General features: G+C 67.8%; 19 protein-coding genes. 6 read left to right on the top strand and 13 right to left on the bottom strand.

Features of this window, described 5'->3' with window-relative positions:
- Positions 1-96: 96 nt before the first annotated feature.
- From MQH31_RS10490 to MQH31_RS20875, 8 genes are all read right to left on the bottom strand, one after another.
- Positions 97-1,587, bottom strand: coding sequence for a sugar transferase (locus MQH31_RS10490; RefSeq protein ID WP_243011991.1), 1,491 nt, complete (start codon positions 1,585-1,587; stop codon positions 97-99).
- 129 nt (positions 1,588-1,716) lie between these two features.
- The gene (locus MQH31_RS10485) at positions 1,717-3,138 is read right to left on the bottom strand and encodes a tyrosine-protein kinase domain-containing protein (RefSeq protein ID WP_243011990.1); all 1,422 of its coding nucleotides are present in this window, start codon (positions 3,136-3,138) and stop codon (positions 1,717-1,719) included.
- A 144-nt stretch (positions 3,139-3,282) separates the two neighbouring features.
- A complete protein-coding gene (locus MQH31_RS10480) occupies positions 3,283-5,031 on the bottom strand; it encodes a DUF4012 domain-containing protein (protein ID WP_243011989.1) in 1,749 nt (582 codons plus the stop codon).
- A 157-nt stretch (positions 5,032-5,188) separates the two neighbouring features.
- Positions 5,189-5,719, bottom strand: coding sequence for a hypothetical protein (locus MQH31_RS10475; protein WP_243011988.1), 531 nt, complete (start codon positions 5,717-5,719; stop codon positions 5,189-5,191).
- Positions 5,720-5,885: 166 nt separating this feature from the next.
- On the bottom strand, positions 5,886-7,373 hold the full coding sequence (locus tag MQH31_RS10470) for a sugar transferase (RefSeq protein ID WP_243011987.1): 1,488 nt from the start codon (positions 7,371-7,373) through the stop codon (positions 5,886-5,888).
- A 111-nt stretch (positions 7,374-7,484) separates the two neighbouring features.
- Positions 7,485-8,489 (bottom strand): hypothetical protein, encoded by a 1,005-nt coding sequence (locus MQH31_RS10465; protein WP_243011986.1) that lies wholly within the window; start codon positions 8,487-8,489, stop codon positions 7,485-7,487.
- Between the two features lie 2 nt (positions 8,490-8,491).
- Positions 8,492-9,196, bottom strand: coding sequence for an arsenate reductase/protein-tyrosine-phosphatase family protein (locus MQH31_RS10460; RefSeq protein ID WP_243011985.1), 705 nt, complete (start codon positions 9,194-9,196; stop codon positions 8,492-8,494).
- Positions 9,193-10,623 (bottom strand): tyrosine-protein kinase domain-containing protein, encoded by a 1,431-nt coding sequence (locus tag MQH31_RS20875; protein ID WP_243011984.1) that lies wholly within the window; start codon positions 10,621-10,623, stop codon positions 9,193-9,195. The genes MQH31_RS10460 and MQH31_RS20875 overlap by 4 nt, the downstream gene beginning before the upstream one ends.
- A 389-nt stretch (positions 10,624-11,012) precedes the next feature.
- Between MQH31_RS20875 and MQH31_RS10450 the strand changes: the two genes are divergently transcribed.
- From MQH31_RS10450 to MQH31_RS10440, 3 genes are all read left to right on the top strand, one after another.
- Positions 11,013-12,782, top strand: a complete 1,770-nt coding sequence (locus MQH31_RS10450; protein WP_243011983.1) for a putative bifunctional diguanylate cyclase/phosphodiesterase — start codon at positions 11,013-11,015, stop codon at positions 12,780-12,782.
- A 38-nt stretch (positions 12,783-12,820) separates the two neighbouring features.
- Complete coding sequence (locus MQH31_RS10445) at positions 12,821-13,558, top strand: CPBP family intramembrane glutamic endopeptidase (protein ID WP_243011982.1); 738 nt, start codon at positions 12,821-12,823, stop codon at positions 13,556-13,558.
- A 159-nt stretch (positions 13,559-13,717) separates the two neighbouring features.
- The gene (locus tag MQH31_RS10440) at positions 13,718-15,724 is read left to right on the top strand and encodes a cell wall-binding repeat-containing protein (protein WP_243011981.1); all 2,007 of its coding nucleotides are present in this window, start codon (positions 13,718-13,720) and stop codon (positions 15,722-15,724) included.
- A 52-nt stretch (positions 15,725-15,776) separates the two neighbouring features.
- Here the strand turns inward: MQH31_RS10440 and MQH31_RS10435 are convergent, their stop codons facing one another.
- The 5 genes from MQH31_RS10435 to MQH31_RS10415 form a co-directional block, all read right to left on the bottom strand.
- Positions 15,777-17,117, bottom strand: a complete 1,341-nt coding sequence (locus MQH31_RS10435) for a sugar transferase (RefSeq protein ID WP_243011980.1) — start codon at positions 17,115-17,117, stop codon at positions 15,777-15,779.
- Between the two features lie 148 nt (positions 17,118-17,265).
- Positions 17,266-18,876, bottom strand: a complete 1,611-nt coding sequence (locus MQH31_RS10430) for a 2Fe-2S iron-sulfur cluster-binding protein (RefSeq protein ID WP_243011979.1) — start codon at positions 18,874-18,876, stop codon at positions 17,266-17,268.
- Complete coding sequence (locus MQH31_RS10425; RefSeq protein ID WP_243011978.1) at positions 18,873-19,883, bottom strand: FAD:protein FMN transferase; 1,011 nt, start codon at positions 19,881-19,883, stop codon at positions 18,873-18,875. The genes MQH31_RS10430 and MQH31_RS10425 overlap by 4 nt, the downstream gene beginning before the upstream one ends.
- 3 nt (positions 19,884-19,886) lie before the next feature.
- Positions 19,887-20,417 carry a hypothetical protein gene (locus tag MQH31_RS10420; protein WP_243012180.1) on the bottom strand — a complete coding sequence of 177 codons (531 nt, stop codon included), beginning with the start codon at positions 20,415-20,417 and terminating at the stop codon, positions 19,887-19,889.
- Positions 20,401-20,913 (bottom strand): hypothetical protein, encoded by a 513-nt coding sequence (locus tag MQH31_RS10415; protein ID WP_243011977.1) that lies wholly within the window; start codon positions 20,911-20,913, stop codon positions 20,401-20,403. Before MQH31_RS10415 ends, MQH31_RS10420 begins: the two co-directional genes overlap by 17 nt.
- Before the next feature lie 124 nt (positions 20,914-21,037).
- On the opposite strand from MQH31_RS10415, the gene MQH31_RS10410 reads away from it, so the two are divergent.
- The 3 genes from MQH31_RS10410 to MQH31_RS10400 all read left to right on the top strand — a co-directional run bounded on the left by MQH31_RS10410 (position 21,038) and on the right by MQH31_RS10400 (position 25,275).
- Entirely contained in the window at positions 21,038-21,757 is a 720-nt protein-coding gene (locus MQH31_RS10410) for a response regulator transcription factor (protein ID WP_243011976.1), read from the top strand.
- 11 nt (positions 21,758-21,768) lie between these two features.
- Positions 21,769-23,274 (top strand): sensor histidine kinase, encoded by a 1,506-nt coding sequence (locus tag MQH31_RS10405; RefSeq protein WP_243011975.1) that lies wholly within the window; start codon positions 21,769-21,771, stop codon positions 23,272-23,274.
- A gap of 165 nt (positions 23,275-23,439) precedes the next feature.
- Positions 23,440-25,275 carry a putative bifunctional diguanylate cyclase/phosphodiesterase gene (locus tag MQH31_RS10400; protein ID WP_243011974.1) on the top strand — a complete coding sequence of 612 codons (1,836 nt, stop codon included), beginning with the start codon at positions 23,440-23,442 and terminating at the stop codon, positions 25,273-25,275.
- The last annotated feature ends 611 nt before the right edge of the window (positions 25,276-25,886 follow it).

Raw genomic sequence — 25,886 nt, 5'->3', positions numbered from 1 at the left:
CAACTCTCGCGGACGATGCGGTCAGAACCGCACGAAGCGGGCTCACCCCGCTTCTACCTTCTTGCACGGATACCGCGTGGCGTTTGCGCTGGGACTTCAATATGCACCGTCGCTTGCCACGACAGCTCGTGCAGTCTGCCATAAGATCACCAGATCACCCGTAATGGACCAGTTCTCAACGTAGTAGAGGTCCAGCCGGACGGTGTCCTCCCACGAGAGATTAGAACGACCGCTCACCTGCCAGAGACCCGTAATGCCCGGCTTGACGAGAAATCTGCGGTGCACGTGACTTTCATAGTCATCGACTTCACGTTGAAGCGGAGGTCTCGGCCCGACTAGAGACATTGACCCGGCGAAGACGTTGAAGAGCTGTGGCAACTCATCGAGACTATACCGGCGAAGGAACTTGCCGATCGGAGTAACCCTTGGGTCGTCCTTCATTTTGAACATGACGGCGTTCCCCTCGGTGCGTGCCTCATCCCGCAAGTCCGCCAGAAGAGTCTCAGCGTCTGTAACCATGGAACGAAATTTCAGCATCCTGAAGGACCGACCATTGATTCCAACCCGCTGTTGGCGAAACAGTACATCTCCAGGCGTACTGAGTCTAATCGCGACAGCGCTGAGGAAGAGAAGTGGCGAGAGAAGCAGGATCAATATGCCTGAGATCACTGTGTCAAAGGCACGCTTCGCGAAGAAGTTTCGGCCTTCGAACCGCGGCGTCTCAACATGAATAAGCGGTAGCCCGGCCACGGGTCGCGTATGAATGCGGGGCCCACCAATGTCAGTGAGGCTTGGAGCAACGACAAGGTGCTGCCGACCAGGTTCGAGGCTCCAACTCAATTCTCGAATGCGTTCCGGCGGAAGCTCATCGCTACTCGTAATCACGACCGTGTCGGCTCTCACGGCGCTCATCGCCGCCTGAAGCTTATCTAGGTTTCCAAAGACCGGGACTTCGGTGTCGGGCAGGTGTCCCGCGACAAGCCCGCTCGGGATACAAGCGCCTACGACAAGATAGCCCGCCTTTGGCTGGCGTGATAATTGGCGCGCCAAGTGCTCAACCGACGCCTCGGACCCGACCAGAAGCACTCGCGAGGAATACCGCCCGTTCATACGGTGCACTCCAAGCCACTGACGCCACATCCACCGGGAAAGCGCCAACACGGCTAATCCGAGGGGAAAGGCGATGATGATGTATCCACGGGCAAGATCGATCTGGAATAGATACGCAACCATTGCGACTAGGCCGAAGAGACGGGTAGTACTGCCAGCAACCAAGCGGTATTCCTGCCACCCGGTACCCAAGACTCGGTAGCCGCGAGAGCCGTAAATGCCGAGAGCAATTGTCCAACAAACGATGAGAGCAACCGAAATAGCCGAGTAGCTAATTGCAGTGTCTTCCAGGCTGCCCCGGAATTCTACGTCAGCCGCTGTTATTCCGAACCAGGCGATTTGCACTCCAAAAACTACCCAGATCAATACGAGGACATCGGTTGCAACTAAGCGGGCGGCGTATGACACGCGCCAGTCTCGGCGGTCAAGCAGGGCGATATCGTGGGAAACCCCGCTTGCAGCAGCGCGCTTACTCATATAGCTCCTCATGGCGATACACCCCACCATGTTCATACTTGGTCGGCCGAACCACGTGGACAGCGTCCACTGTGGCAATAAAGTACCCCATCGTGGTTACATCGGTATTAACCCACCGCTTCGAAAGAATTACTCTGACGGGGTACGTACCCGTCCACGGCTTTTTACGGGTTCCACATCCTGGGCGTATCCATATCCATACCCGTATCCGTAGTGTCCATAGCCATAGGCATCTGGGCCCTTGGTGGGCAGCATGGTCAAAACGAGCCCCGAGATGGGCGCTCCAACACTCCCGAGAGCGGCAATCGCGCCCTTCAGTTGATTCTTGTGCGTGCGGCCGGCCGCTACGACGATAATCGCCCCGCCGACGTTCTTCGCCAGAATGGCAGCGTCAGTCACAGGCAAGAGCGGCGGCGTGTCGAAGATGACGACATCGAACGTTCGATTGAATTCGGCTATGAGGTCGGCCATCCGGGCTGAACCCAGTAGCTCACTCGGGTTCGGCGGGATCTTCCCAGCTGGAAGCACAAACAGTCGTCCTTCCCCCCATGGCTGAAGCACGTCGACGAGGTTTGCGCGGCCGATTAAGACGTCAGTAAGACCAACGCTACCTTCCACGCCCATGTAGTCGGCAATCTTAGGACGGCGAAGGTCGGCGTCGATAAGTAGCACTCGAGAACCAGCATCTGCAAGCGCGATCGCAAGATTGGCACCAGTTGTGCTCTTGCCTTCGCTCTCAATAGACGACGTGATAACGAAACTTCGATCAGTGCGACCGACGTCGAGGAACTGGAGGTTCGTACGGAGAGATCTAAAGGATTCTGCTCTCGGACTCCGGGGATCGACATGCACGATCAGTGGTCGTTCTTTTGCCTTTGGATCAAAGACAATTCCTCCCAAAATGGCCACATCCGTAACCTGCTCAACATCGCGCTCATTTCGAATCCTCGTCTCCATGGTTTCACGCAAGACCGCCAGCCCGATCCCGAGGGCCAAGCCAATCAGACCGCCTAAGGCAATATTGAGCAGCACATTTGGGCTAACCGGCTTATCGGGCACCGTTGCTTCCTGTGCGCGAGTGAGTTTCACGGGTGATACCGCATTAGCGGCATCAGGAGTCTCAATAGACTGAACCACCGCCGTGAGACTTTGAGAAGCGGCATTGGCGATGTCAGCCGCCCGAACTGGATCAGTGTCAAGGACAATGATCTCAATGATTGAGGTGTCGAGCGGCGCGGACGCAGTGACCTGTTTCGCTAGATCTACTGAGGTCATGTTCAGCCCGAGGCTGCCAATAACTGGCAGAAGAACTATAGGCGTCGCGACTAGATCCGCATATGTCTTTACGCGTGCGACTGTAAAAGTATTCCCTTGAGCCAATTCTTGACTTGTGCCACCGCCTTGCGTGGATACAAAGACCTTCGATGACGCACTGTACTGAGGGGTTGTCGTCAGGGAGTACATTGCTGCTGCCGCCAGCCCCACGAGAAGTAGGAGCACGATGAGCACCCAGCTCTTGCGCAGGACCCGAATATAGTCGCGAAGTTCCACTCAGCGGCCTTTCTTTGACGTACGCTTTCGAGGCCGAGTTCCGACACCCCCCATTATGGTGCCATAGTTGTGACCCGCAAGGTGCCAAAGAATATCTGTCGAATTCAGCGTTAACACTCCCGACATATAGATGTCGGGAGGTTGTCAGGGCTGGGGCCAGAGCACAGAATCGCAGCTAGAGGGAGCTTTCGTTGCGATAACTTGCGACGTTCCCGGCGTGATTTGTGCAGCGGCGTCGCCCGCAAAAGGTGTACCGCCCAGCCATCCGAATGTAATAACCGTGCTCTCGCCCGGAGCTAATTCGACACTGGACGCGCTGACAGGGTAGGTCGAATCCGTCGCCGGGTGGTACCCGATGACGGCATTGTTTCGCATCACCCCCAAGTTCTGCATATCGGTGGAACCGTAAACCGAGACAATGGTTTTGACGTTTCCGGTCTTCACACCAAAGGCGCCACCACCGGTCACGTACTCCGGCAGGGATGTCGCTGCATCGGTAGGCGCCGTATTCGTCATCGTCAAAGTCACGGCGAAGTAAGGCCGGGCATCCTGGCGGCACACGGTCTGGCCCAGAGCCACCTGAACCTTGAGGTAGCTGTCCATCTTTGCGCCGGTGGCATCGTTCAGATACACGCCGAAGCGCGTTGTGTCGGGGTCGCTGACGGGGAGGCCGCCAGCAAGTGTCGTGTCGGCGAGGATGGCCTGGTCGGCATCGTGGGCGCTCCACACCAGCACGCGTCGCTCGGCGCCAGCTTGGCCCAGGGCTTCGATGAGCTTCATCGGGTCGGCGTCCCCGCCGGCCACCGCCGAGAACACAGAAGACGCGGCCGCCGCAAAGAACTTGTCTTGGTCGGCCGGCTTCTTGTAACGTGCGTAGACATCGCTGAGGAGCAGCTGGACCGCATTGTCGGCGGTCAAGACGTCGCCGGTCGCAAGGGTGATCGGGCCGGTGGCTTTGAGGAGATAGCTGAGCGCCACCGGGTCGATGGAGATAACGCCGTCGGCCTCGACTCCGAACTGGCGTTTCCACATTTCGCGCGCGAGCGATGCCGCTAGTGGGAAGTTCGGGGTGAGGGTGACGTCCTGGATGTACTCGCCGACGATGTCGCCGTAGATCCCTCGAGTCTCAGTGGGGAGAGGAAGTACCGGTTCCTTGTAGTGCGGGAAGTCGGCACTCGAGGCCTGTTGGGCGAGGGTGATCGCACCGTTTTCGGTGTGGATAAGGGCGAGCGCACCGGGGATGCCACCGGAGGCGCGGAGCTCCGCGGGATTCTGGAACAGCACTATGTAGTTGCGCGGCCCGGAGGCCCCGAGCATGGTGGGGACCACACGCACGGCACGGTCCAGCGTGTTCACGGCCGCAGCCGCCTTGTCCACGGACGCGGAGAGCTTTGCGGCGGCGCTAGTCACCACAGAGAGTGTGTCGGTGGTATCGATGGCGTCGACGCGTTGTTTCACATCAGCGAGGGTCGCATCGGCCGCATCGATCTGGGGTTGGGCATCCGTCATCGGCTTCAGATTGATCGCCCCGTTGAGCGGCTTGAAATCGCTCAGGCTGATGGTCCCGGCGATCTTTGCGAGAGGAACCACGGCCCGCTGGGCGATGTCGTCGGTTGCGGCGGCGAGCTGGCGCACCACCGTGAGGTTGGGCCCGAGAAGCGGGATACCTTCGAACGCCCGCCAGACCGGATCACTCGTGAGGGCGGCAGCACTCGACGAACGGTCGGAGAGGGCACGGGCCGTCGTCTGGGCAGTCCCGCCGTCCCCGGCCACCACCTGGGCCTGGATCTGCGCCGCCAGCGGGAGGGCGGCTTCGAGCTCACCCTTGGCGAGGTAGGCGCGAACGCCCACCCAGGCGACGACCGCGATCAGCAGGACAAGGGGAATGCCCACCCAGAGCCAGATTCGTCGTCCGCGTCGACGCCGACCTTGGACCGGTGCGGATGCGTGCGAGTGCGACATTCGTCTAGTAAACCAGACAAAAACGTGAGGCCCCGAGCGGGTGCTCGGGGCCTCACGGAATGCTGTGCGCCGGGATCAGCGCGAGGTGTTACGCGTTGGCGCGCTGGCGACGAACGTAGCCGAGCACGAGCACCAGTGCAATGCCGAGGAGGACGGCGCCCGCTGCGCTCCAGATGAGGAGCATCGGGGCGTTGTAACCGGTGCTCGCGAGTCCGGCGGAGGTGCCGGCATCCGCAGCGACGACCGTAATGGTCGAGGTACCGATCTGGCCAGACGTCGCGCCGGTCGCTGTCATCGTGTAGGAGCCGGTTGCGTCGGTCGGCAGGGTGACCTTGACGGCCAGGCCGCCGGTTGCGGTTGCGGACTTGGTCAGTGAGGCGACATTGGCCTTGACAGTCGACAGGGTGGCGGTCCCGGAACCGTCTACGGAAATGTTGACGGTCTCGCCGTTGGCGTACGAGCCGGCGATGAAGTCGACCGCGACGGTGCCACCGGCGGTCGCGGTGCCGGTAACGGTGTCATTGGCCGGGGGTACGTAGCCTGCCGCGTTGGCTGCGGCCGGTGCCGCGAAGATTGCGAGAATCGTCAGCGCTGCCGCTGCGAAAGCCTTTTTTGCCATGTGTAAATCCCCCTGCTGGAACGTGATTGGTTGTGCCGACGCGTGCGAACGTCATGGAAGCACGTTTTCACCATACGGCAGATTCACAGCTGAAGTCAGGACCGGATGGCCCTATGACCGCCGACCCGCCGTAATGACCCTCGCACTGGGGGCGCAGTGCCGCTGTCTAGTAGGCGCCCGTGCGCTGCAGCACGATCTTCGCGGTGCGCCACAGGATCGTGAAGTCGCCCGTGAGCGACCAGTTCTCGACGTAGTAAAGATCGAGCCGCACGCTGTCTTCCCAGGAGAGCGTGGATCGGCCATTGATCTGCCACAGTCCGGTGACCCCCGGCTTGACCAGGAATCGGCGATGCACGTGACTTTCGTACTGGTCGACCTCCGCCGCGAGGGGCGGGCGCGGCCCGACGAGGGACATGGTGCCCAGGAACACGTTGACGAGCTGGGGCAGTTCGTCGAGGCTCCACCGGCGCAGGACTCGGCCGACCGGGGTGATGCGTGGGTCGTTTCTCATCTTGAACAGGACAACGTTGCCTTCGGCGCGGTCGAGCCTGCTGGTGTCCGCGAGCTGACTCTCCGCGTCGACGACCATCGAACGGAACTTAAACATGCGGAAGGTGTCGCCGTGGAATCCCACCCGGGCCTGGCGGAAGAGCACCGGGCCGGCGTCGCCCGCCCGGATGGCCAGAGCGACGAGCGCGAACACGGGCGACAGGACCACGAGGAGAAGACCGGAGACCACGATGTCGAAGGCGCGCTTGGTGTGGATCTTGCGGCCTTCGTAGCTCGGCGTTTCCACGTGCATGAGGGGCAGCCCGGCGACGGGGCGCATGTGGATGCGCGGGCCGCCGACGTCGATGAGGCGCGGTGCGACCACGAGGTGCTGCGACCCGGGTTCCAGGCTCCAGCTCAGCTCGCGGATGAGCTGGGCCGACATCTCGTCGGCTCCGGTGACGATGACAGTGTCGGCGCCCGTCGCCTCGAGGGCGGCGTCGACGCTGTCGAGGGATCCGAAGACTGGCACTCGAGTATCGGGGAGCACGTCGCCCAGCACGGCGCCCGGGATACAGGCGCCGACGACCCAGTAGCCGGCGCCGGGCTGACGGGACAGCTCTCGATTGATGCGCGCCGTCGACGCAGCGGACCCGACCAGGATGACACGGGACGAGAACCGGCCGCTGGTGCGCTGGACAACCAGCCACTGGCGCCACATCCACCGGGAGAAGATGAGCACCACGATTCCGAGCGGGAATGCGATGAGAATGTAGCCGCGGGCCACGTCGAGGTGGAACAGGTAGGCAACAAGGGCCAGTAGGCCGAAGAGGCGGAGTGAGGAGTTAGCGATGAGCTTGTATTCGTCGGGGCCGGTTCCGAGCACCCTGAGACCGCGACTGTCATATGCCGCAAGCATGATCATCCAAGCGGCGATGAGCACGACGGAGACGACGCTGTAACTCACGGCGAGGTCGGCATGACTGCGGCTCATGGCCAGGCTGGCGGCATCCACCCCGAACCACAGCATCTGCACGCCGAAGACGACCCAGATGAGCACCAGGAGATCGCTGAGCATGAGGCGTCGGGCGTAGATTCGCCGCCAATCGCGCGCGGCCGGAGGGCATGCGGTGCTCTCGACGGGGGACGCCGTGGATGCGCTCATGTCTCCTCCGAACGGGTGCGCGCCCGAAAGGATCCGGGTGCACAGACACATTCGGGGTGTCTCGCTCAGCTACCAGTCTAGGAACGAACGGTGTACCCCATTGAGGGGGTGCTACTTGAAGGTCGCTCCGGAGTCGGTGGAACGCACGACCTGCTCGCCGGCCCAGATCCAGATGGTTCCGGCTGCCTCGGAGACGGCGACCGTTCCGGCCATGGCCGTCGCAGGGGTGCTCGTGGTGTAACAGCCCGCCACGGTGGGGACGAGAGCATCGGTCACTGTGAGCAGTTGGGCGCCGGCGCACTCGGGGCGGCCTGCCGAGACGACGAGGTAGCCCGTCGTGGCGGGGGCGAGGGCGATCGCGCCGGGAAGGGTCGCCGGTGCGGACCAGGTGACGGCGGCATCCGTCGTGGTGAAGAGACGCCCGTCGGCGCAGAGCACGGCCGCCGCGGAGTCGGCCCGCGGGGCGAGCGCCACGACGGCGTCGCACGGAGCCCGGTGCTCGCCGGCGGGGGCGTGCACGACAGCACGGTTCACGGGGTTGACGTACCAGCTGGTGGCGGCCTGCTCGGGGTAGGCCTTGTAGTTGTCCCCGGAGACGAAGGTCTTGACGACGTTGGGCGTGCAGCCGGCGGTGGTGAGGCCGATGAAGGTGAGGGTAGTCGCGGAGGTGGCGGACAGGCTCTGTACTGCGGTGACCTTCGTGGGGCCGGTGGCATCCGTGCTCGCCCACGTGGCACTCGAATCGGTGGTGAGTTCGGGGCTGGCGTCGGTGGCGGGGCAGGCGCCGGTCGTGGCGCGCCAGGCGGTGGTGGCGTTGACGGCCGAGAGGATGCGGGTGGCCGGAACGGCGACGATGCCCGCGGACGCAGCGCCGGCCGTCGGGGTGGGCGTCGCGGTCGGGGCGGCCGCCGTGGTCGGGGCGGCCGCCGGCGTTGCCGGGGAGGCCCTAAAGGTGGGGATGGGGCGCGGGGCCGAGCCGCTCGCGCTGGCCCGGGTGGAGTTGATGGCCCAGAGAATGAGGAGTATGTCGAAGAGGATGAACGCGGCCACGCCGACGTAGACCCAGACGCGACGGCGGGAGGTGTCCTTCGGGACGTGGCGGATGTTTCGAGCCACGGTCAGGCCACCCGGGTGAGCGCGGCGGTGAGAGCCATCGCGATGGTCGTGACGGAGGCGTCGATTGCGACGCCGACGCGGTCGTAGGTGGCGAGGGAGCGCCGGTACGGGTCTTCGATGTCGTCGTCGGCCGGGTCGGCGGGCGGCGGGGTGAGGCCGCGGCTGGCCGCGATCTCGGCGATGTAGGCGCGGAGGGCGTCGGCGGCGGTGGCGGGCCCCCCGGTGGCGGGGTGGCCGACGTGCGCGACGGATTCCCTGTCGGCGCCCGGGCGCTCGGCGGCGGCGTGTTCCGCCGCGGCGAATTCGGCGTCGCGGAGGCCGTCGACCAGACGGGCCAGCTGGTTGAGGGTGAAGGCATAGCGGGCGGCGCGCGGGAAGAGGGAGACGACCTCGCCGCGGTGTTCGCGGTCGGCGGTGACGACCAGGTCGGCGTCGGCGACCAGCCGTGCGGTCAGTTGGCGGGAGACGTGCGCGGTCGGGTCCCCACCGAATCGAACGGACAGGGCAGCGGCCTCATCGGGCATGCCCTTGCCTGCCATGGCATAGGTGCCGGCGCTCGTCACTCGGACGGGGAGACCCGCGTTCGTGAGTCGGGTGGTCAGCAGCTGTTCGGCGAGCGGCGAGCGGCAGATGTTTCCGGTGCAGACGACCAGAATGCTGAACGGAGGCTCGACGGCTCGAGCCGTCGGGTCTGGGTCAATCGTCAATTTCGCACCTTCGTCTTTCGGACCCCATTTCGGGGGGTGGCCTCCAGCGTATCGGCATCGTCGGCGCCGTAACCATAGCCGTAGCCGTAGCGGCTGTAACCCGAGGCATCCGCCCCCGAGGTGGGCAGCATGGTCAGGACCAGGCCAGACACCGACGCCCCGACGTTTCCGAGGGCGGCGATGGCGCCGGTGAGCTGGTTCTTGTGCACACGCCCTGCGGCCACGACGACGAGGGCGCCGCCGACGCTCTTGGCCAGAATGGCGGCATCCGTCACCGGGAGGAGGGGCGGGGCGTCGAAGATGACGATGTCGAAGTTCTTATTGAATTCGCCGATGAAATAGGTCATCCGGGCGGAGCCGAGCAGTTCGCTCGGGTTCGGCGGCACCTGGCCGGCCGGCAGCACGAACAGTTTGGAGCGCCCCCACGGCTGGATGATGTCGGCGAGATCGGCACGGCCGACGAGCAGATCGGTCAGGCCGACGGTGCCGTCGATGCCCATATAGTCGGCGATCTTCGGGCGGCGGAGGTCGGCGTCGACGAGCAGGACGCGGGCGCCGGAGTCGGCGAGCGCGATGGCGAGGTTGGCGCCGGTGGTGCTCTTGCCCTCGCTTTCGATCGACGAGGTGATCACGAAGCTCCGGTCGGTGCGGCCGACGTCGAGGAACTGCAGGTTGGTGCGCAGGGTGCGGAAGCTTTCGGCGCGCGGGCTGCGCGGGTCGACGTGCACAATCAGGGGGCGATCCTGAGCCTTCGCGTCGAAGACGATCCCGCCAAGGATGGGGATGTCGGTGACCTGCTCCACATCGCGCTCGTTGCGGATGCGGGTGTCGAGGGTTTCGCGGAGTACCGCGACGCCGACGCCTAGGGCGAGGCCGACGAGCAGGCCGAGTGCGATGTTAAGAGGTACGTTCGGGCTGACCGGGACGCTCGGCACGGTTGCCTCTTGCGCCCGAGTGAGCTTGACCGGGGAGACGGCGCCAGTGATATTGGGGGTTTCGATGGTCTGCACGACGGCGGCGAGGCTGATCGAGATCGCGTTCGCGATGTCGGCGGCCCGCACGGGGTCGGTGTCGCTGACCGCGATCTCGATGATCGACGTGTCGAGCGGGGCGGATGCCGTGACCTGCTTGGCGAGGTCATCGGCGGTGATTCCGAGCCCGAGGGTGCCGATCACCGGAAGGAGCACAATCGGCGCGGCCACGAGGTCGGAGTAGGTCTTGACTCGCTGCACCGAGAAGCTGTTGCCCTGGGCGAGGTCCTGAGCGGTGCCGGTGGACTGGGTCGACACGAAGACCTTAGCGGATGCACTGAACTTCGGGGTCTGCATCAGCGAGTAGGTGGCCGCGGCGGCGACGGCGACGAGCACAAAGACAAGGATCATCACCCAGCTCTTGTGGAGGATGCGAATATAGTCGCGAAGTTCCACTAGGCGGCCTTTCCTGTGTTGACATACTCGTGTCGCACGGCAGCACGAATCGTGTTCCCTCTGTCATGGTGTCACATCTGGTTCGCACTCTCGGTCGGTGGCTGGGCGGTGTGCCCGAATAGGCGCACGAAGGCGGGCAAATGGGGGGTACGTAATCCATGGGATCGTCTGCGATTCGGCCGGCGGCATCCGCATGGGCGGGAGGTGCGACGGTAGGCTCGCAGCATGGGCACCACATTTGTATGCAACGAGGCGCATCGGGAGCTCGCTCCCGAGCGCGGGAACGGGCCAGCCCTGGCCCCACCGCAGACAACCAGCTGATGGACGATTCAGGGGGGAATCGTCCAACACGACCGACCGGGACGATGGGGAGACTCCTCCGGGGCGAGTTGATAGTCGCGTTCCATCCCGGAACCTTCGACAGTCCTCGGATAGCCGGCCTGCTGCTCGGCAGCCTGACAGTCATCGGGTCACTCGAGCTGTTCGCCTACGTGGGAACGCTCCAGGAGAGCGCGTCACCGCTGGCGGGACTCTACCTGATCATGGCGTTCGTCGCCCTGTCCATCGGCCTTCTCTTCCTGCTGTTGCGCCGTCACTTCACCCAGGCCGTGCGCACAGTCATGCTCGCGGTTGTCCTCCTTGGCATTTCCGCGAGCGTCTACTTCTCCGACACGACGGCATCCGCCCTGGCGATGAGCACGTGGGTTCTCGTCGCGCTCGCCCTGTCCTATATGCTCCTTCCGATTGTGCTGTCGCTGCCGTTCGCGGTCGCCGGCACGGTGCTGGTCACGACAGCGCTGTTCGTGCACCCGCGCATGCACGGCATCGACCTGCTCCTGATCATCCCCGCGGCGATCATCGCGAATTTCGGCCTGCACTGGCTCGTGACGAGCGCACTGAAGTCGGAGACCGACGACCTGACCCGGCTCGGCAACCGGATCTACTTCAAGCGCATCCTGAACGACCACGTTCGGAGCGCCTCGCCCGGCGACGTGACGACGGTCGTGCTCGTGGACCTCGACCACTTCACGCTCACCAACGAGGTGCGCCAGCGGGCGTACGGCGACGCGATCCTCGTCGACTTCGCCGCCCGGTGCGCCCGGCTCAACGGCCCGGACTCGGGCACGGTCGTCGCCCGCACGGCCGGCGACGAATTCGCGATCCTACTGCCGGGCATCACCACGGCAGAAGCCGAGACGGCCGTCGAGGCCATGCGCGCGGATGTCCACGTCTTCTCCGCGGGCATCGCCGGCCACGAACTGGGAGAGACGGCCTCCGGGCTCCGCACCCGGGTCACCGAGGCGCTCTCGAGTGCCAAGCGGGCAGGGCGCGGGACCACGCGCATCCATGGCGGTCACTATGCGACGGCGACGGCGGTCGGGCAGGCGATCGCGAACGGGGAGTTCAGCCTCGTGTTCCAGCCAATCGTCGACCTGCGTACCCGACGAGCGGTCGGCGCCGAGGCTCTCCTGCGCTGGACGCACCCGACCCGGGGCGCGATCTCGCCGGTCGAATTCATCCCGCTGTGCGAGGCGAGCGGTGCGATGCCGCGCCTCGGCGCCTGGATCGTGGACACCGCCGTGACGATCGCGTCCGCGTGGTCGATGCCGGTCGAGCCGGGGGCGCCGCCGTTCTACGTGAGCGTGAACGCCTCGGGGATCGAGCTCGGCGATCCGCACTACGCCGACCGGCTCCTCGCGCTGTGCACGGCCGCGGCGCTGCCGGCGGGAGCGCTCAAGATCGAGCTCACCGAGAGCGACTACGTCGTGGAGTACGGCGCGGTGCACGCGAACATGGCCCAGCTGCAGACGTCGGGCATCCCGATCATGATCGACGACTTCGGCACCGGCTCGTCGAACCTCGAGCGGCTGAGCGAGGTGCGGGCGAACGTGCTGAAGATCGACCGCCGCTTCATCTCGGGCATCGGCTGCTCCACCGACGACGCCCCGCTCGTGCAGTCGATCCTCGGGCTGGCCCGCGGGCTCGGCAGCAGCGTCATCGCCGAGGGCGTCGAAACGGATGTGCAGGCCGACTGGCTCGAAGAACACGCGTGCCGATTCGCGCAAGGATACTTATTCTCCCGGCCCGTGGCATCCGCCGACCTTGCCGCGGTGTGCGCGGGGCTGAGCGCTCGCTCGGCGGCGCTGCACCCGGAATAGCCGGGTGTTGTGCGCGGGCGACACGATAGTTTGAGTGCATGACCCAGGCCACACCCGCTGCTCCCGCCTCTCCCCCGGCCCGGCGCGTGCGCTGGGGCCTCGACGACGTGGCCGTCGGCGCGGTCGGGGCGATCCTGCTCGTGCTCGCGGCTGACTGGGCGCTCAGCCGCGGCTACCTCACCGACCCGCGACTCGTCGAGGTGCTCAGTTATCTGGTGGTGTGGGTGCCGCTGCTCGGCAGCGTGCTCGTGGCGTGCTACCTGCGCGGCTCTCGTTCGCTCGCCCGCGACTTCGGGCTGCGCTTCCACCCGCTCGACCTGCTCTGGGGGCTCACGATCGGGCTGCTGACCCGGGTGGTCGCGAGCCTGTTCGAGATCGCTGGCTATGGGCAGATGGGCACCGGGGGCGCCACGCTCGACGCCCCGGCGCACGACGCCTGGTGGATCGTGCTGTCCCTCGTCGCTCCGGTGCTTCTCGCCCCCTTGATCGAGGAGCTGTTCTTCCGCGGGCTGCTGCTGCGCGCGGTCGCCGCGGCAACGGATGCCCGCCGCCCGGTGGCCCTGGGCCTCGCGTGTGTGGTGAGCGCGCTCGTGTTCGCGCTGCTGCACGTGGTCGACGCCGGTTCGCCGACCGCCCTCTGGGTGATCGGGGCCGGGACGTTCGTGTTCGGGCTCGCCGCGGCATCCGTCACCGCAGTCACCGGACGGCTCGGCGGGGCAATGATCGCGCACGTGGTGTTCAATGGCCTCGTGGTGGTGCCCGCGCTTCTCGGCTAGGGGGCCTCCGTGAAGTGTCGCGAATCGACCTTCCCGCGCCCAATGAACCTCGATATGCGACACCTCACGGGAGGGGTGGGGCACCTACTATGGGGGGACGGCTCCGGAACTCGGATCTGTTAGACAGGTCGGGACGCGACAGCGATCCGACGGGGGCCCATGATCCAGGACACGCGCACGCGCAAGGCGATCCGGCGTCGTGAGCGCCTCGTCCATCGGCTGGGTCTCGGGCTGACCCGTGGGCTGGCTGGACTCGTCACGGTCGTCGTGCTCGCGGCATCCGCCCTCGTGTTCGCCCCTGCCGCGAACGCGGGCACCGACGACTACCCGGCCCAGTGGAAGAACGTGCCGATCGACTCGACGTTCGACACCTGGCGCGAGTACAACCGCGAGTGCACCTCGTTCGTCGCGTGGCGGCTGCACTCCCGGAACGGGTTCGAGATGCCGTTCTACAACGACGCGACCGGCTGGGCCGACGACGCCCGCGCCCGCGGCTACACCGTGGACATGAACCCGACCGTCGGCTCGGTCGCCTGGTGGGCCTACGGGCACCTCGCCTGGGTCGAGTCGGTCAACGCCGGCGGCACGGTCACGGTCGAGGCGTACAACTGGCGCACGGCCACCGGCGCCCATGACGGCGCGTACCACGAGAGCACCTACTCGGTGAGCGCACCCTCGGGGTACATCCACTTCAAGGACTCAGGCTCGGGCGTGCACTCGGGAGACTTCGTGAGCTACCGGGGTGACGTGTACCGCATCGCCGGCGGGGCGCCGATCTACGTGTCCAACTGGGCGACGTTCGGCGGAGCCAAACCGACGATCGCACTCTCCGACGCGCTGTGGGCGGGCCTGCGCACCTACCCGGCCGACGGCACACTCGTGGCGGCGCAACCGAGCCAGCAGGTGTTCACCATCGTCGGAGGCGCTCCGCTCTATATCTCGAACTGGTCGATCGTGGGCGGCGGAAAGCCGACGGTATCCATCGGTGACGACAATATTCAGAACGCCGGGGCAGCGGATGCAGCGAGCCCGTGGAACCATCTGCGCTTCCACCCGTCTGACGGCACGTTCGTGTCGGCGCAACCGAGTCAGCGGGTGTACCAGATCACCGGAGGTGCACCGAGCCCCGTGACGGACTGGGCCGCGGTCGGAGGGATCCAGCCGGTGACCAACGTGGGCGACGACGCCATCGCGAACGCCGGGACCCTCGACCGGAACAGCCGGTGGAGCCACCTCCGGGCGCGATTGAGCGGTACGGACCGGTTCGAGACGTCCGCGGCTATCTCGGCGTCGCGGTTCGCGCCGGGAGCCGCCATCGTGTACGTCGCCAACGGACTGAATTTTCCGGATGCGCTCTCCGGGGCCGCCCTCGCCGGCAGCCAGGGATCACCGGTACTGCTCGTCACGGCGGACGGGATCCCTGCTTCGATCGCAACCGAGCTGACGCGGCTGAAGCCGGGACGGATCGTGGTGCTCGGCGGGGAGACCTCGGTCGGGGCATCCGTCGCCACAGCGCTCGGGGCCTTCACCGCGGGCGGGAGCACGGCCGCGGTCTCGCGGGTCGCGGGTGCCGACCGTTACGAGACGTCCGCGGCGATCTCGGCGAGCGGCTTCGCGCCCGCACGCCCGGTTGTGTATGTGGCGAACGGGGCGAACTTCCCGGACGCGCTCTCTGCGGCGCCGGTCGCGGGCAGCCAGGGCGCTCCGGTGCTGCTCGTTCCGGCCGACGGGATCCCGGTAGCGATCGCGAGCGAGCTCTCGCGGCTGAAGCCGGGACGGATCGTGGTGCTGGGCGGGGAGACCTCGGTCGGTACGCCCGTGGCGTCGCAGCTGGCGGCCTTTACCACGGGCGCCGGAGTGGGCGGCGGCGCGGGTGCGGCGGGCAATGTGAGCCGGATTGCCGGGGCCGATCGCTTTGCGACGTCGGCGGCAATCTCGGCGGCAAGCTTTGCGCCCGGGGTGCCGGTGGTCTACCTGGCGAACGGGACCAACTTCCCGGATGCCCTCTCCGGGGCCGCGGTCGCGGGCGACACCGACGTGCCGATCCTGCTCGTCGCGGCCGACAGCATCCCCGCCGTGATCCAGGCGGAGCTGACCCGGTTGCGGCCGGGCAAGATCGTGGTGCTCGGCGGCGAGAACTCGGTGAACAGCGCAATCCTGCCGTAGCAGTGCCGCGGGGGCCAGTGAGGTGTCGCATATCGACAAGACACCTCAGGGCTCAGCGGCGGCGCGTGCGCCCGCGCGAGCGGCCGCCGGCGGCGCGGGCGGTGCGCCAGAGGATGATCACGTCGCCCATGATCGACCAGTTCTCGATGTAGTACATGTCCAGGCGCAGCCGTTCCTCCCAGGGCAGGGCGGACTGCTCATAGAGCTCGCCGAGGCCGGTCATGCCCGGCTTCATCAGGAACCGGCGGTGCTCGAGGCTCGCGAAGCCCGCGACCTCGTCTTCGAGCGGCGCACGCGGACCGACGAGCGACATCGTGCCGGCGAGCACGCTGAACAATTGCGGGAACTCGTCAAGACCGAAGCGGCGTCGGCGCGCGCCAGCGCGCCGGGCATCCGCCGACCGGAAACCGAGCAGGGTAAACGGGCGGCCACCGCTGCCGACCCGCGGTTCGCGGGTGAGCACCGGCCCGGCGGTGACCAGGCGGATCGACAGCGCGGTGACGGCCATCACGGGCGACAGCACGAGTAGCAGCAGCCCGCCGATGATCAGGTCGAAGGCGCGCTTAGCGAAACGCTTGCCGCCCTCGAACCGTGGCGTCTCAACGTGGATGAGCGGCAGGCCCGCGACCGGCCGGGTGTTGATGCGGGGGCCGCCGAGATCGGTCAGGCCGGGGGCGACGACGAGGTGGTGCCGGCCCGGTTCGAGGCCCCAGCTCAGCTCGCGGATCTGCATCGGCGTCAGGCCGCTCGAACCGGTGAGCACGACGGTGTCCGCGCCGGTTGCGGCGAGCGCCGCCATGACCGTGTCGAGGGGGCCGTGCACGCGGATGCCGGTGCCCGGCAGGATCGCGCCCGCTCGCCCGGCGGGCACGCACGCCGCAACCACGCGGTAACCCGCGGAGGGGACCCGGGCCAGCTCGAGGCCGATCTGGGTGACGGACGTGGCGGTGCCGACGAGGAGCACGGTCGCCGAGTGCTGGCCTGCGCTGCGGTTGGCGCCGAGCCACTGGCGCCACATCCAGCGGGAGAAGAGGAGCACGAGGATGCCGGCCGGGAGGGCGATCAGGAAGTACCCGCGGGCGAACCGGATCTGGAAGAGGTAGGCCACGATCGCGAGCGAGCCGAAGAGCCGCAGCGAGGCGCGGACAATCATCTTGTACTCCTCGGCCCCCGTGCCGAGCAGCCGGGGTCCGCGGGTGCCGTAGACGGCGAGGAGCAGCATCCATGCGGCGATGATGATCAGCGAGATGAGCGTGTAGCTCACGGCGAGGTCGGAGCGGCTCGCGCGCACGGTGGCGTCGGCGCTGTCGAGGCCGAACCACGCGATCTGCACGCCGAACACGACCCAGATCAGTACGAGCAGGTCGGTGATGGCGAGACGGCTCGCGTACATGCGGCGCCAGTCGGGAGGGGGTGCTGTTGTGATCGGGCCCTCCAGACGGTGTCGCACGCTGTCGGACGTTCTTGATGGCCACGGCGCATCTTTACGTTACCCCTTTATTGGCACCCATTCAGGGGGGAGTTGCCTGCTGGTCAGACCGCTAGATGTCGAGGACGAGCTCGGCGGAGGTCGCCCGGGACACGCAGGGGTACATCACCCGCAGGGAGTCCTTTTCCTCGTCGTCCATCACCGAGTCGAGGTGGTCGGGGGTGCCGGTGACGACACGCACCTCGCAGGTACCGCAGACGCCCGTGCGGCACGAACCCAGAATCGGCATCCCATTGTTCTCGAGGGCATCGAGGATGCTTTCGCCGGCTGCCACAGCGAAGGTGACGTCGCTGCGGGCGCAGGTCACGGTGACGGCCTGGGGTTCCTGGGCGGATTCCCGGTCGACGGCGATGAAGCGTTCGAAGTGCATCCGCTCCCGGGGCACGAGCGCCGCGACGGCCTGCATCAGGGATTCGGGGCCGCAGCAGTACACGTCGGCACGGCTCGCGAAGGTGTCCGGCGCAGGGGCGGCGTCGAGGCCGCTGACGATACCAAGACCGCCGAGGCCCCCGAAGGCGTTGATCAGGAGTTCGCTCGCCTCGGGCTGCACGAGCTGCTCGTCGCGGGCGAAGACCTCGACCCGGTCGGGGTAGCGTTTGAGCAATGCGTCGAGGAAGGCCATCGTGCTGCGGCTCCGGCCGAGGTAGACGAGCTTCCAGTCGCGGCGAGCGGGCAGGGACTCGATCATCCCCATGATCGGGGTGATCCCGATCCCACCCGCGATGAAGAGGTACGCCGCGGCGGGTTCGAGGTCGAAATGGTTGAGCGGCCCGGACACCTCGAGCACGAGACCGGGTGCGACGTTCGCGTGGATCCAGGCGCTTCCGCCCCGCGAGGTTTCGGTCTGCAGCACGGCGATGTCGAGGTGCGACCGCTCGGCGGGATCGCCGCAGAGCGAGTACTGCCGCTCGAGGCCGTTCGGCAGGTGCAGGGTGATGTGCGCGCCCGGGTGCCAGGCCGGCAGCAGCTCGGGTGCAGATCCGGCAGGCGGCACCGGGACCAGGCGGATGCCGAGGACTCCTTCGGCGACGCGGGTCACTGCCGCGACCCGCATGGTGCGCGTCTCGGGCAGGGCGGGCGCGGGGCGGATGCCGCGCGCGGCATCCGTTGCACGGCCGGCGACCGCACCCGACCCGCGTTTCGTCGCGACGAGGCGCAGCACGACGGCGAGCATCGCGAGCAGGATCAGCGCGATCGAGACGACGCGGTACCAGCTCGTGCCGACGTCGGTTCCGGAGAATGCGGCGTGGAAGGAGACGAGGATGAGGGTCGCGTAGCTCGAGTAGTGCACGACTTTCCAGAACCGGCGCGGCAGGAAGCGCATCAGCAGCGAGGTGCCCTGCACGGCGATGAGCAGGTAGAACGCGGTGACGCCGAGGGCCACCGGGAGCGCCTTGAAGTGGCTCGTGAACGGCACCAGCACCTCGGCGATGGTGAGGTGCAGCCACCCGTCGAGCATCAGGGTGACCATGTGCACGGCCACCATCACGATCGCCGCGCCACCGAAGTAGCGGTGCAGGTCCTGGAGCCAGGCGGGGTTGTCGATCTGGCGCATCACCCGGGTGGAGAGCAGGATGCCCCACACCACGGAGAGCGTCATGAGCGCCCAGCCGATCACGGCGCTCGCCCGGGAGATGTACCACCAGATATGCGGATCGTTCATGCGTACTGCTCCCAGTTCGTGGAGGTCGAGACGAGTCCGGTGTCGTCGATGATGAGACCTGCGGCGCCGACGGTGGGCAGCCAGGCGAGGAATTCTGCGGGCGGGCGGAGGAATCCCGGCTTGGTGAGTACCTCGGCGCGGGCCCCGGTGGCGGCGATGACGGAGACGGTCTGCACCCGGGTGGCCGCACTGGCATGGGTGCGGGGGTCGACGAGGTGGTGGCGGGTGGGCGGGGCCGCCGAGTCGGTCGGCCTGGGCACGGCGACCAGGAAGCGCCGCTTGCGCTGGCTCGAGGTGACGAGCGCACCTGACGCGAGCCGCACGACGGCGGAGTGCTCGGCAGGGGCGAAGGGGTTCTCGACGCCGAGTCGCCAGGCGACCGAGTCGGGGGCATGGCCGGCGACGACGATGTCCCCGCCGATTTCCGCGAGGGCGCCCCAGGCCCCGGCTTCGAGTGCGAAGGCGCAGAGGAGGTCGGCGGCGAGGCCCTTGCCGACACCGCCGGGGTCGATCGTGGTGCCGAGGGGCAGCGTCACGGTTCGTTCGAGGTGCGGGTCCCCGTGCTCGATCGTGAGGCCGGAGAGGTTGCCGGGCGAGACCGCGGACGCCGGGAGCACGGTGACCCGGCCGGCGTCGAGGGCGGATGCCCGGTACCCGGCCGCGAGCACGTCCGGCAACAGGGTCGCGTCGTAGTCGCCCCCGGTCAGCCGGGCGCCGTCGAGCATGGCGGCGATGAGCCGGACCGTGAGCGGGTCGACCGCGACGGGTGCGCCTTCTGCGACATTCAGGCGGGAGACGTCGCTGTCGGGCAGGAACCTGCTCCAGAGCCGTTCGAGCCGGTTCGCGAGATCGACGACGTCGTCCATCAGGCCAGCGGATGCGCCGACGAGCGCGAACGAGGCCCGCCCGCCCATGAGCGTCACGGCCCGGGTGACGACCTCGGGCCGCGTTCCGGTCTCCGTGAACACGGCCCGGATGGCGGTGCGGGCGATGGGGTCGACCGCCAACGCTTAGCCTCCGGATCCGGCGGAGGTCGCGGCGACCGGGGCGGGAGCGGGAGCGGGAGCAGGTGCAGGTGCAGGAGCTGGTGCAGGAGCAGGAGCTGGAGCTGGCGCGGGGGCAGGTGCCGGTGCTGCGGCAGGTGCCGGAGCCGGAGCGGCCGCCGGTGCGGGGGCCGGAGCGGGGGCCGGAGCGGCCTTCGCAGCCGGGGCCGGTGCCGCGGCTCCGGCGGGCGGGGCCGCGGCTCCGGCGGGCGGGGCCGGGGCAGGAACGGTTCCGGCGGCATCCGTTGCGCCCGGGGCGGTCGGCGCAGCAGTCGCGGTCGGCGGGGTCGCCGACGGGCCGGGAGCCGCCGAGGGGTCGACCGCGCCGGCCGTGCTCGTGGGGTCCGGCGCAGGGGCCGCCTTGCGTGCGGCGGCCTCCTCGGCATGGGCGGAGATCTGGAAGCCGGTCACCATGCCGACGAGGGCGAGGGCGGAGACGGCACCCGTGACCGCCTTCGCGCCACGGGCCGGGTGGCGGCGCTTAGTCGTCCTTTTCATTCTGCTCTCCGGTGCCGGGGGCCTTCGAGTCATCGTCCTCGAGGTGCGGGGCCTTCGTCTGCGCCGGCGTGGGCGCCGGGGCAGGTGCCGGGGCGGGGGCAGGTGCGGGGGCGACCGTGACGGGCACCGGGCGCGGTGCGTCGTCGCTCCCGGACGATTTCTCCGTACCGGATTCGGCGCTGGGCTCGGACCGGGTTCCGGAACCGGTCGAACCGGTCGAAGCGGGAGGCGGCTGGATGCTGCCCGGCCCGACCGCACCGTCGTCGGAGCCGTCGGCGTCAGGACGGTCGGTCGGGACGGCGACCCCGGTCGCGGTCGGGTCGGGCAGTGCGGTCTCGGACGGGGCGGCCGACGGCGTCACGAGCAACGCCTCGGAGGACTGCCCGATCGGCGCCTGGACGGAGGAGGACAGCACATCGGCGTTGACGGCCATGGCGGCGACGCCCGTTCCGAGCACTCCGACGATGGACAGGATCGTGATTGCCTGCGATTTCATGTCTCCCACGCTAGGGACACGCGAGAAAAGATGGGGCCCCCGAACATCCAAGACTTGTCAAAGATTCCGCGGCCGCTCCCGGGATAAGGGGACGAGCGCGCACCGGCGACGGCACAATGGTGTCATGCGAGTTCTGGTGGTCGAAGACGACGGTCCCGTGGCGTCCGGGATCATCGACGGCCTCACCATGGCGGCGTTCGAGTCCCTCCACGTCGAGACCGGCCGGGCGGCGCTCGCTGCAATGACCAGCTTCGCGCCCGACCTCGTGCTCCTCGACCTCGGACTGCCCGACATGGACGGCAGCGAGGTGTGCCGCAGCATCCGTTCGTCGTCGCAGACTCCGATCATCGTGGTGAGCGCGCGCGACGAGGAGATCGACCGGGTGGTCGCGCTCGAGATGGGTGCGGACGACTACGTGGTGAAGCCGTTCGGGATGCGCGAGCTGATCGCGCGCATCCGTGCGGTGTCGCGGCGTACGTCCGCGGGCAGTGCCGCGGGTTCGGGCGCAGGCGATGCCGCTGTCGGTGGAGCGGATGGGTCCGCGGGTCGGACCGATCGGGTGCTCGGGTCCCTGGTCATCGACACGCGCACCCAGAGGGTGTCGCTCGCCGGCACCGAGGTCTATTTCACCCCGACCGAATTCGACCTGCTCGTCTACCTGTCGCGCGACGCGGGCGCGGTGCACCGGCGCGCGGATATTCTGCACGACGTCTGGGAGACGACCTGGCACGGCACCACGAAGACCCTCGACGCTCACGTCGCCGCCATCCGCAAGAAACTCGGCAATCCCGGTTGGATCGAATCGGTGCGGGGGGTGGGCTTCCGGTTCGGCGTGCCGGAATGAGGTGGCAGTTCATGGCCGCGCTGATGGGGATCGCGCTGCTCGTGCTGCTCGTGCAGGACATTCCGCTCAGCAACTACCTGCGCCAGGTCGAGACGGACCGGCTCGTGACCTCGCTCGAGCGGGATGCCTTCGTACTCGCCGGACGCAGCGAGGAGACCCTGGAGACGCCCGCGTCGAGCGCGGCTGCGGCGAGTTCGGCCGCGGAGGCCGCGGCCCTCACCGCGGCGGCACGCGGATACCGGGATTCCGGCGGGGCGCGCGTCGTGATCGTGAACGCGGACGGCATCGCCGTCGTCACGAGCGACGATGACCAGTCGATCGTCGGCGACTCGTACGCCTCCCGGCCCGAGATCATGGGCGCCCTCGGCGGACAGATCACGTCGGGGCATCGGTACTCCGACACCCTGCAGATCGACCTGCTCTACGTGACGGTGCCGATCGTCAACGGGCAGGACATCGTCGGCGCCGTGCGCCTGACCTTTCCCGAACAGGTCGTGACGGATGCCGTCACCCGGCAGATCAGCGTGCTCGGCCTCGTCGCGCTCACCACGGTGGTACTGGCCGGCATCGTCGGCTTCATCTTCTCGGCGACGGTCACCCGCCGGCTGAAACTCCTGCAGCTCACGACCGAACGTCTCGCCGACGGCGACCTCGACGCCCGGGCCGACGAGCGGGCCGGGGCGCCGGAGATCCGGTCGCTGTCGGTGTCGTTCAACCGGATGGCGACGCGCCTGGAGACCCTGATCGAGCAGCAGCGCACCTTCGCAGCGGATGCCTCGCACCAGCTGCGCACGCCCCTCACGGCCCTGCGGCTGCGGCTCGAACGGGCCAGGGAGCTGCTCGAGGACGACGCGGGAACGGGGGTCGTCGGGTCTGCGCCCGATACGGGACCGGGGCCCGGATCCGTTGGGGCTGCCGGGGCTGCCGGGGCTGCTGCCATCGAACGACTCGCGGCCGCCGAAGCGGAAGCGGACCGGCTCGGCTCCATCATCGAGGGGCTGCTCGTGCTGAGCCGCACGGAGTCCTCCACCGCGCCCGTGGTCGAGTGCGATGTCGCTCGCGTGGCACGGGAACGCGTGGAGCACTGGCAGCCGCTCGCCCAGGAGCTCGGTCTCGGCATCCGCTACGAGGGACCCGATCACGCCACCGTGTGCGCAATCGCGACCGCCCCGGAGCAGATCATCGACAACTATGTGGACAATGCGCTCTCGGCAAGTACGAGCAGGAGCATCGACGCGGGCCCGGAGCGGGAGATCGTCGTGCGGGTCGCTTCACTGTCCCCTGGCTGGCGGGTCTCGGTGCTCGACGACGGGCCGGGGCTTTCGGACGAGGACTGTGCGCGGGCGTTCGACCGGTTCTGGCGGGCGGACTCCGACGCTCCCGGCGCCGCTTCCGGCAACGGGCTCGGCCTCGCCATCGTCGCCCAGCTGGCGCGGGCGAGCCGGGCTGCCGTGCGGCTCGAGCGGCGTCGGGAGGGCGGGCTCGAGGCATCCGTCACGTTTGACGCCGCGGGCTGACGGTGGCCGTCCGGGTGTACACAATTCGGCTGCGCTTGGTGGGTTGCTCAGCCCGCGCTTGGTAGGCTCACAGAATGGGCGCCCGTTCGACCGGGCGGCGCGAAATGCTGCCGCACGGACTTCACAGCAGGACAGCACCACGGCGGCGCCCGGGGCGGTCCTCTCATGCCGATCGGTAGCGACACCGGCCACGGCAACCGCGGACGCGCGCGCTCGGGCAAGCTGCGGCGTTTCCTCCGGGCCGAGCTGACCGCCGCGTTCTACCCGGGGATGTTCGAGAGTCCCCGGCCCGCCGGGGCCGCGTTCGGTGCCCTGATCTTCTTCGCCGGTCTGATCGTCGGGCTCTACGCCATCCAGCCGGACCAGCTGGCGGCGCCGCACGGGCCCTTCTTCCAGGCCGTGGCCATCGGCGCACTCGTGTTCGGTGCCGCCTGTCTGCTGCTCCGCCGGTACTTCACCCTGCTGGTGCGCAGCATCGCGCTCTGCGTCGCCGCGGGCACCATCACCTTCTGCGTCGCATTCGCGGACACCCCGGCCGCCGCCCTCTCGTTCAGCACGTCGATCATCTTCGCGCTCATCGTCACGTACGTTCTCCTGCCTGTGACGCACTCCGTGTATTACTCCCTCGGTTTCGCGGTGTCGATCAGCGTCGCGCTCTCCCGGCACGATGGCATGCTCACGAGCGACTCGATCGTCGTGCTGGCGTCGGCGGTCGCCGCGATGCTCGGGCTGCACTGGCTCGTGATGAGCGCGCTCCGCTCCGAAACGGATGACCTCACCCGGCTCGGCAACCGGCTCTCGTTCGACCGCCTGCTCGCGATACACCTGCGCGAACAGACGCCCTCCACCGGGACGACGGTCGTGCTGATCGACCTCGACCATTTCTCGCTCACCAACGAGACACGGCAGCGGTCCTACGGCGACCAGATTCTGGTGAACTTCGCCGACCGGATCGCCCAGGCGTTCCCGGCCTGCGTGGGCCTGTCGCGCATCGGCGGCGACGAATTCGCCTTCCTCGTGCCCGACCGCGATGCGACGGCCGTGCAGCTATCGCTCGAAGCGCTGCGGGCGGATGTCCACGGGTTCTCCGCCGGGATCGCCGTACGCGACGTGGGCGAGACGCAGTCGCAGCTGACCACCCGCGCGAGTGAGGCGCTCTCGACCGCGAAGCGCTCCGGCCGGGGAACCACCCGGGTGCACGGCGGGCAGTATGCCTCCCCCGCCGCCGTGGGACTGGCGATCGCGAACGGCGAGTTCACCGTCGTGTACCAGCCGATCATCGACCTCGACACGATGCGCGCGGCGGGCGTCGAGGCGCTGCTGCGCTGGACGCACCCGACGCGGGGCGCAATCTCCCCCGAGGAATTCATTCCGCTCTGCGAGACGAGCGGCGCGATGCCCCGCCTCGGGGACTGGGTACTCGAAACCGCCATGACGACGGCCGCCGGCTGGACGATCCAGGCCCCGCCGGGGCATCCGCCCTTCTTCGTCAGCATCAACGCCTCGGGCATCGAGCTCGGCGACCCCCAGTACGCCGCCCGGGTGCTTGCGATCCAGTCCAGCTCGGGGCTCGCGCGCGGTGCGCTCAAGATCGAGCTGACCGAGAGCGACTACGTCGCCGAGTTCGCTGCGGTGAACGACAACATGGCCGAGCTGCAGGCGGCCGGGGTGCCGATCGCCATCGACGACTTCGGTACCGGGTTCTCGAACCTGGCCCGGCTCAGCGAGGTGCGCGCGAACGTGCTCAAGATCGACCGCCGGTTCATCTCGGCGATCGGGTTGCGCGAAGCGGATGCGCCGCTCGTGCAGTCGATCCTCGGGCTCGCGCGGGGCCTCGGCAGCAGCGTCATCGCCGAGGGCATCGAGACCGAGGTGCAGGCGGAGTGGCTGCGGGCGCACGGCTGCGAATACGGGCAGGGATTCCTGTTCTCGCGACCGGTCGCATCCGCCGACGTCGCCTCGGCCTGCTCGCGCATTGCCGCCGGCCAGCTCGCCGGCTGACGCGGGGCCTGCCTGCCGACGCCTCTCCTGCCGACACAGGACGGCAGACACCGGGCGGCTGGCACAGGCCGGCTAGCACAGGGCTGCTTCGAGCCATCCGCGCTCCCCGCCGCTACCGTTTCGGCAGGCCGCACCCAAAACGGTGGGCGCGGCCTGCCGAAACCGGCGCGGGTGCGACACCAGGTGGGCACGGCCTGCCGAAACCGGCGCGGGCACGACGGATGCCGCCGGACCGGTCGGCCCGACGGCATCCGTTCCTGAGGCCCGACCAAGCGGCCCGGCCTACCGCCGCCGCTACCGTTTGCGCAGGCCGCTCCCGAAACGGCGGGCGCGGCCTGCGCAAACCGAAGCAGGCGCCATGCCAGACCGGCTCGGCCTGCCATAACCGGCGCGGCCGCGACGTCAAGCGGGCGCGGCCTGCGCAGAAGCCTTCACAGCTCAGCCTCACGGTCTGGAAGCACGGCACTCGACTAGACCTCCAGTCGCAGGCGAACCTGATCGTCGGAGTCGACGAGCCGGCGTTCCCGCTCCTGGATAGCGTGCACCTTGACGGCCCCGCCTATCTGGGCGCATGTCCAGGCGTCGTCCCCACCCTGCCGACCCCCTGACTC

This window comes from Cryobacterium zhongshanensis (assembly GCF_022760445.1).
Classification (GTDB): Bacteria; Actinomycetota; Actinomycetes; order Actinomycetales; family Microbacteriaceae; genus Cryobacterium; species Cryobacterium algoricola.
Note: the sequence above shows the minus strand (reverse complement) of the source record. Positions and strands in the feature narration are given on the sequence as shown.

Coding starts and splice junctions, on each gene's coding strand:
- MQH31_RS10420 (WP_243012180.1), bottom strand. CDS start 20,417: ATGAAAAGGACGACTAAGCGCCGCCACCCGGCCCGTGGCGCGAAGGCG.
- MQH31_RS10400 (WP_243011974.1), top strand. CDS start 23,440: ATGCCGATCGGTAGCGACACCGGCCACGGCAACCGCGGACGCGCGCGC.
- MQH31_RS10440 (WP_243011981.1), top strand. CDS start 13,718: ATGATCCAGGACACGCGCACGCGCAAGGCGATCCGGCGTCGTGAGCGC.
- MQH31_RS10405 (WP_243011975.1), top strand. CDS start 21,769: ATGGCCGCGCTGATGGGGATCGCGCTGCTCGTGCTGCTCGTGCAGGAC.
- MQH31_RS10470 (WP_243011987.1), bottom strand. CDS start 7,373: ATGAGCGCATCCACGGCGTCCCCCGTCGAGAGCACCGCATGCCCTCCG.
- MQH31_RS10490 (WP_243011991.1), bottom strand. CDS start 1,587: ATGAGTAAGCGCGCTGCTGCAAGCGGGGTTTCCCACGATATCGCCCTG.
- MQH31_RS10415 (WP_243011977.1), bottom strand. CDS start 20,913: ATGAAATCGCAGGCAATCACGATCCTGTCCATCGTCGGAGTGCTCGGA.
- MQH31_RS10435 (WP_243011980.1), bottom strand. CDS start 17,117: ATGTACGCGAGCCGTCTCGCCATCACCGACCTGCTCGTACTGATCTGG.
- MQH31_RS10475 (WP_243011988.1), bottom strand. CDS start 5,719: ATGGCAAAAAAGGCTTTCGCAGCGGCAGCGCTGACGATTCTCGCAATC.
- MQH31_RS10445 (WP_243011982.1), top strand. CDS start 12,821: ATGACCCAGGCCACACCCGCTGCTCCCGCCTCTCCCCCGGCCCGGCGC.
- MQH31_RS10430 (WP_243011979.1), bottom strand. CDS start 18,876: ATGAACGATCCGCATATCTGGTGGTACATCTCCCGGGCGAGCGCCGTG.
- MQH31_RS10410 (WP_243011976.1), top strand. CDS start 21,038: ATGCGAGTTCTGGTGGTCGAAGACGACGGTCCCGTGGCGTCCGGGATC.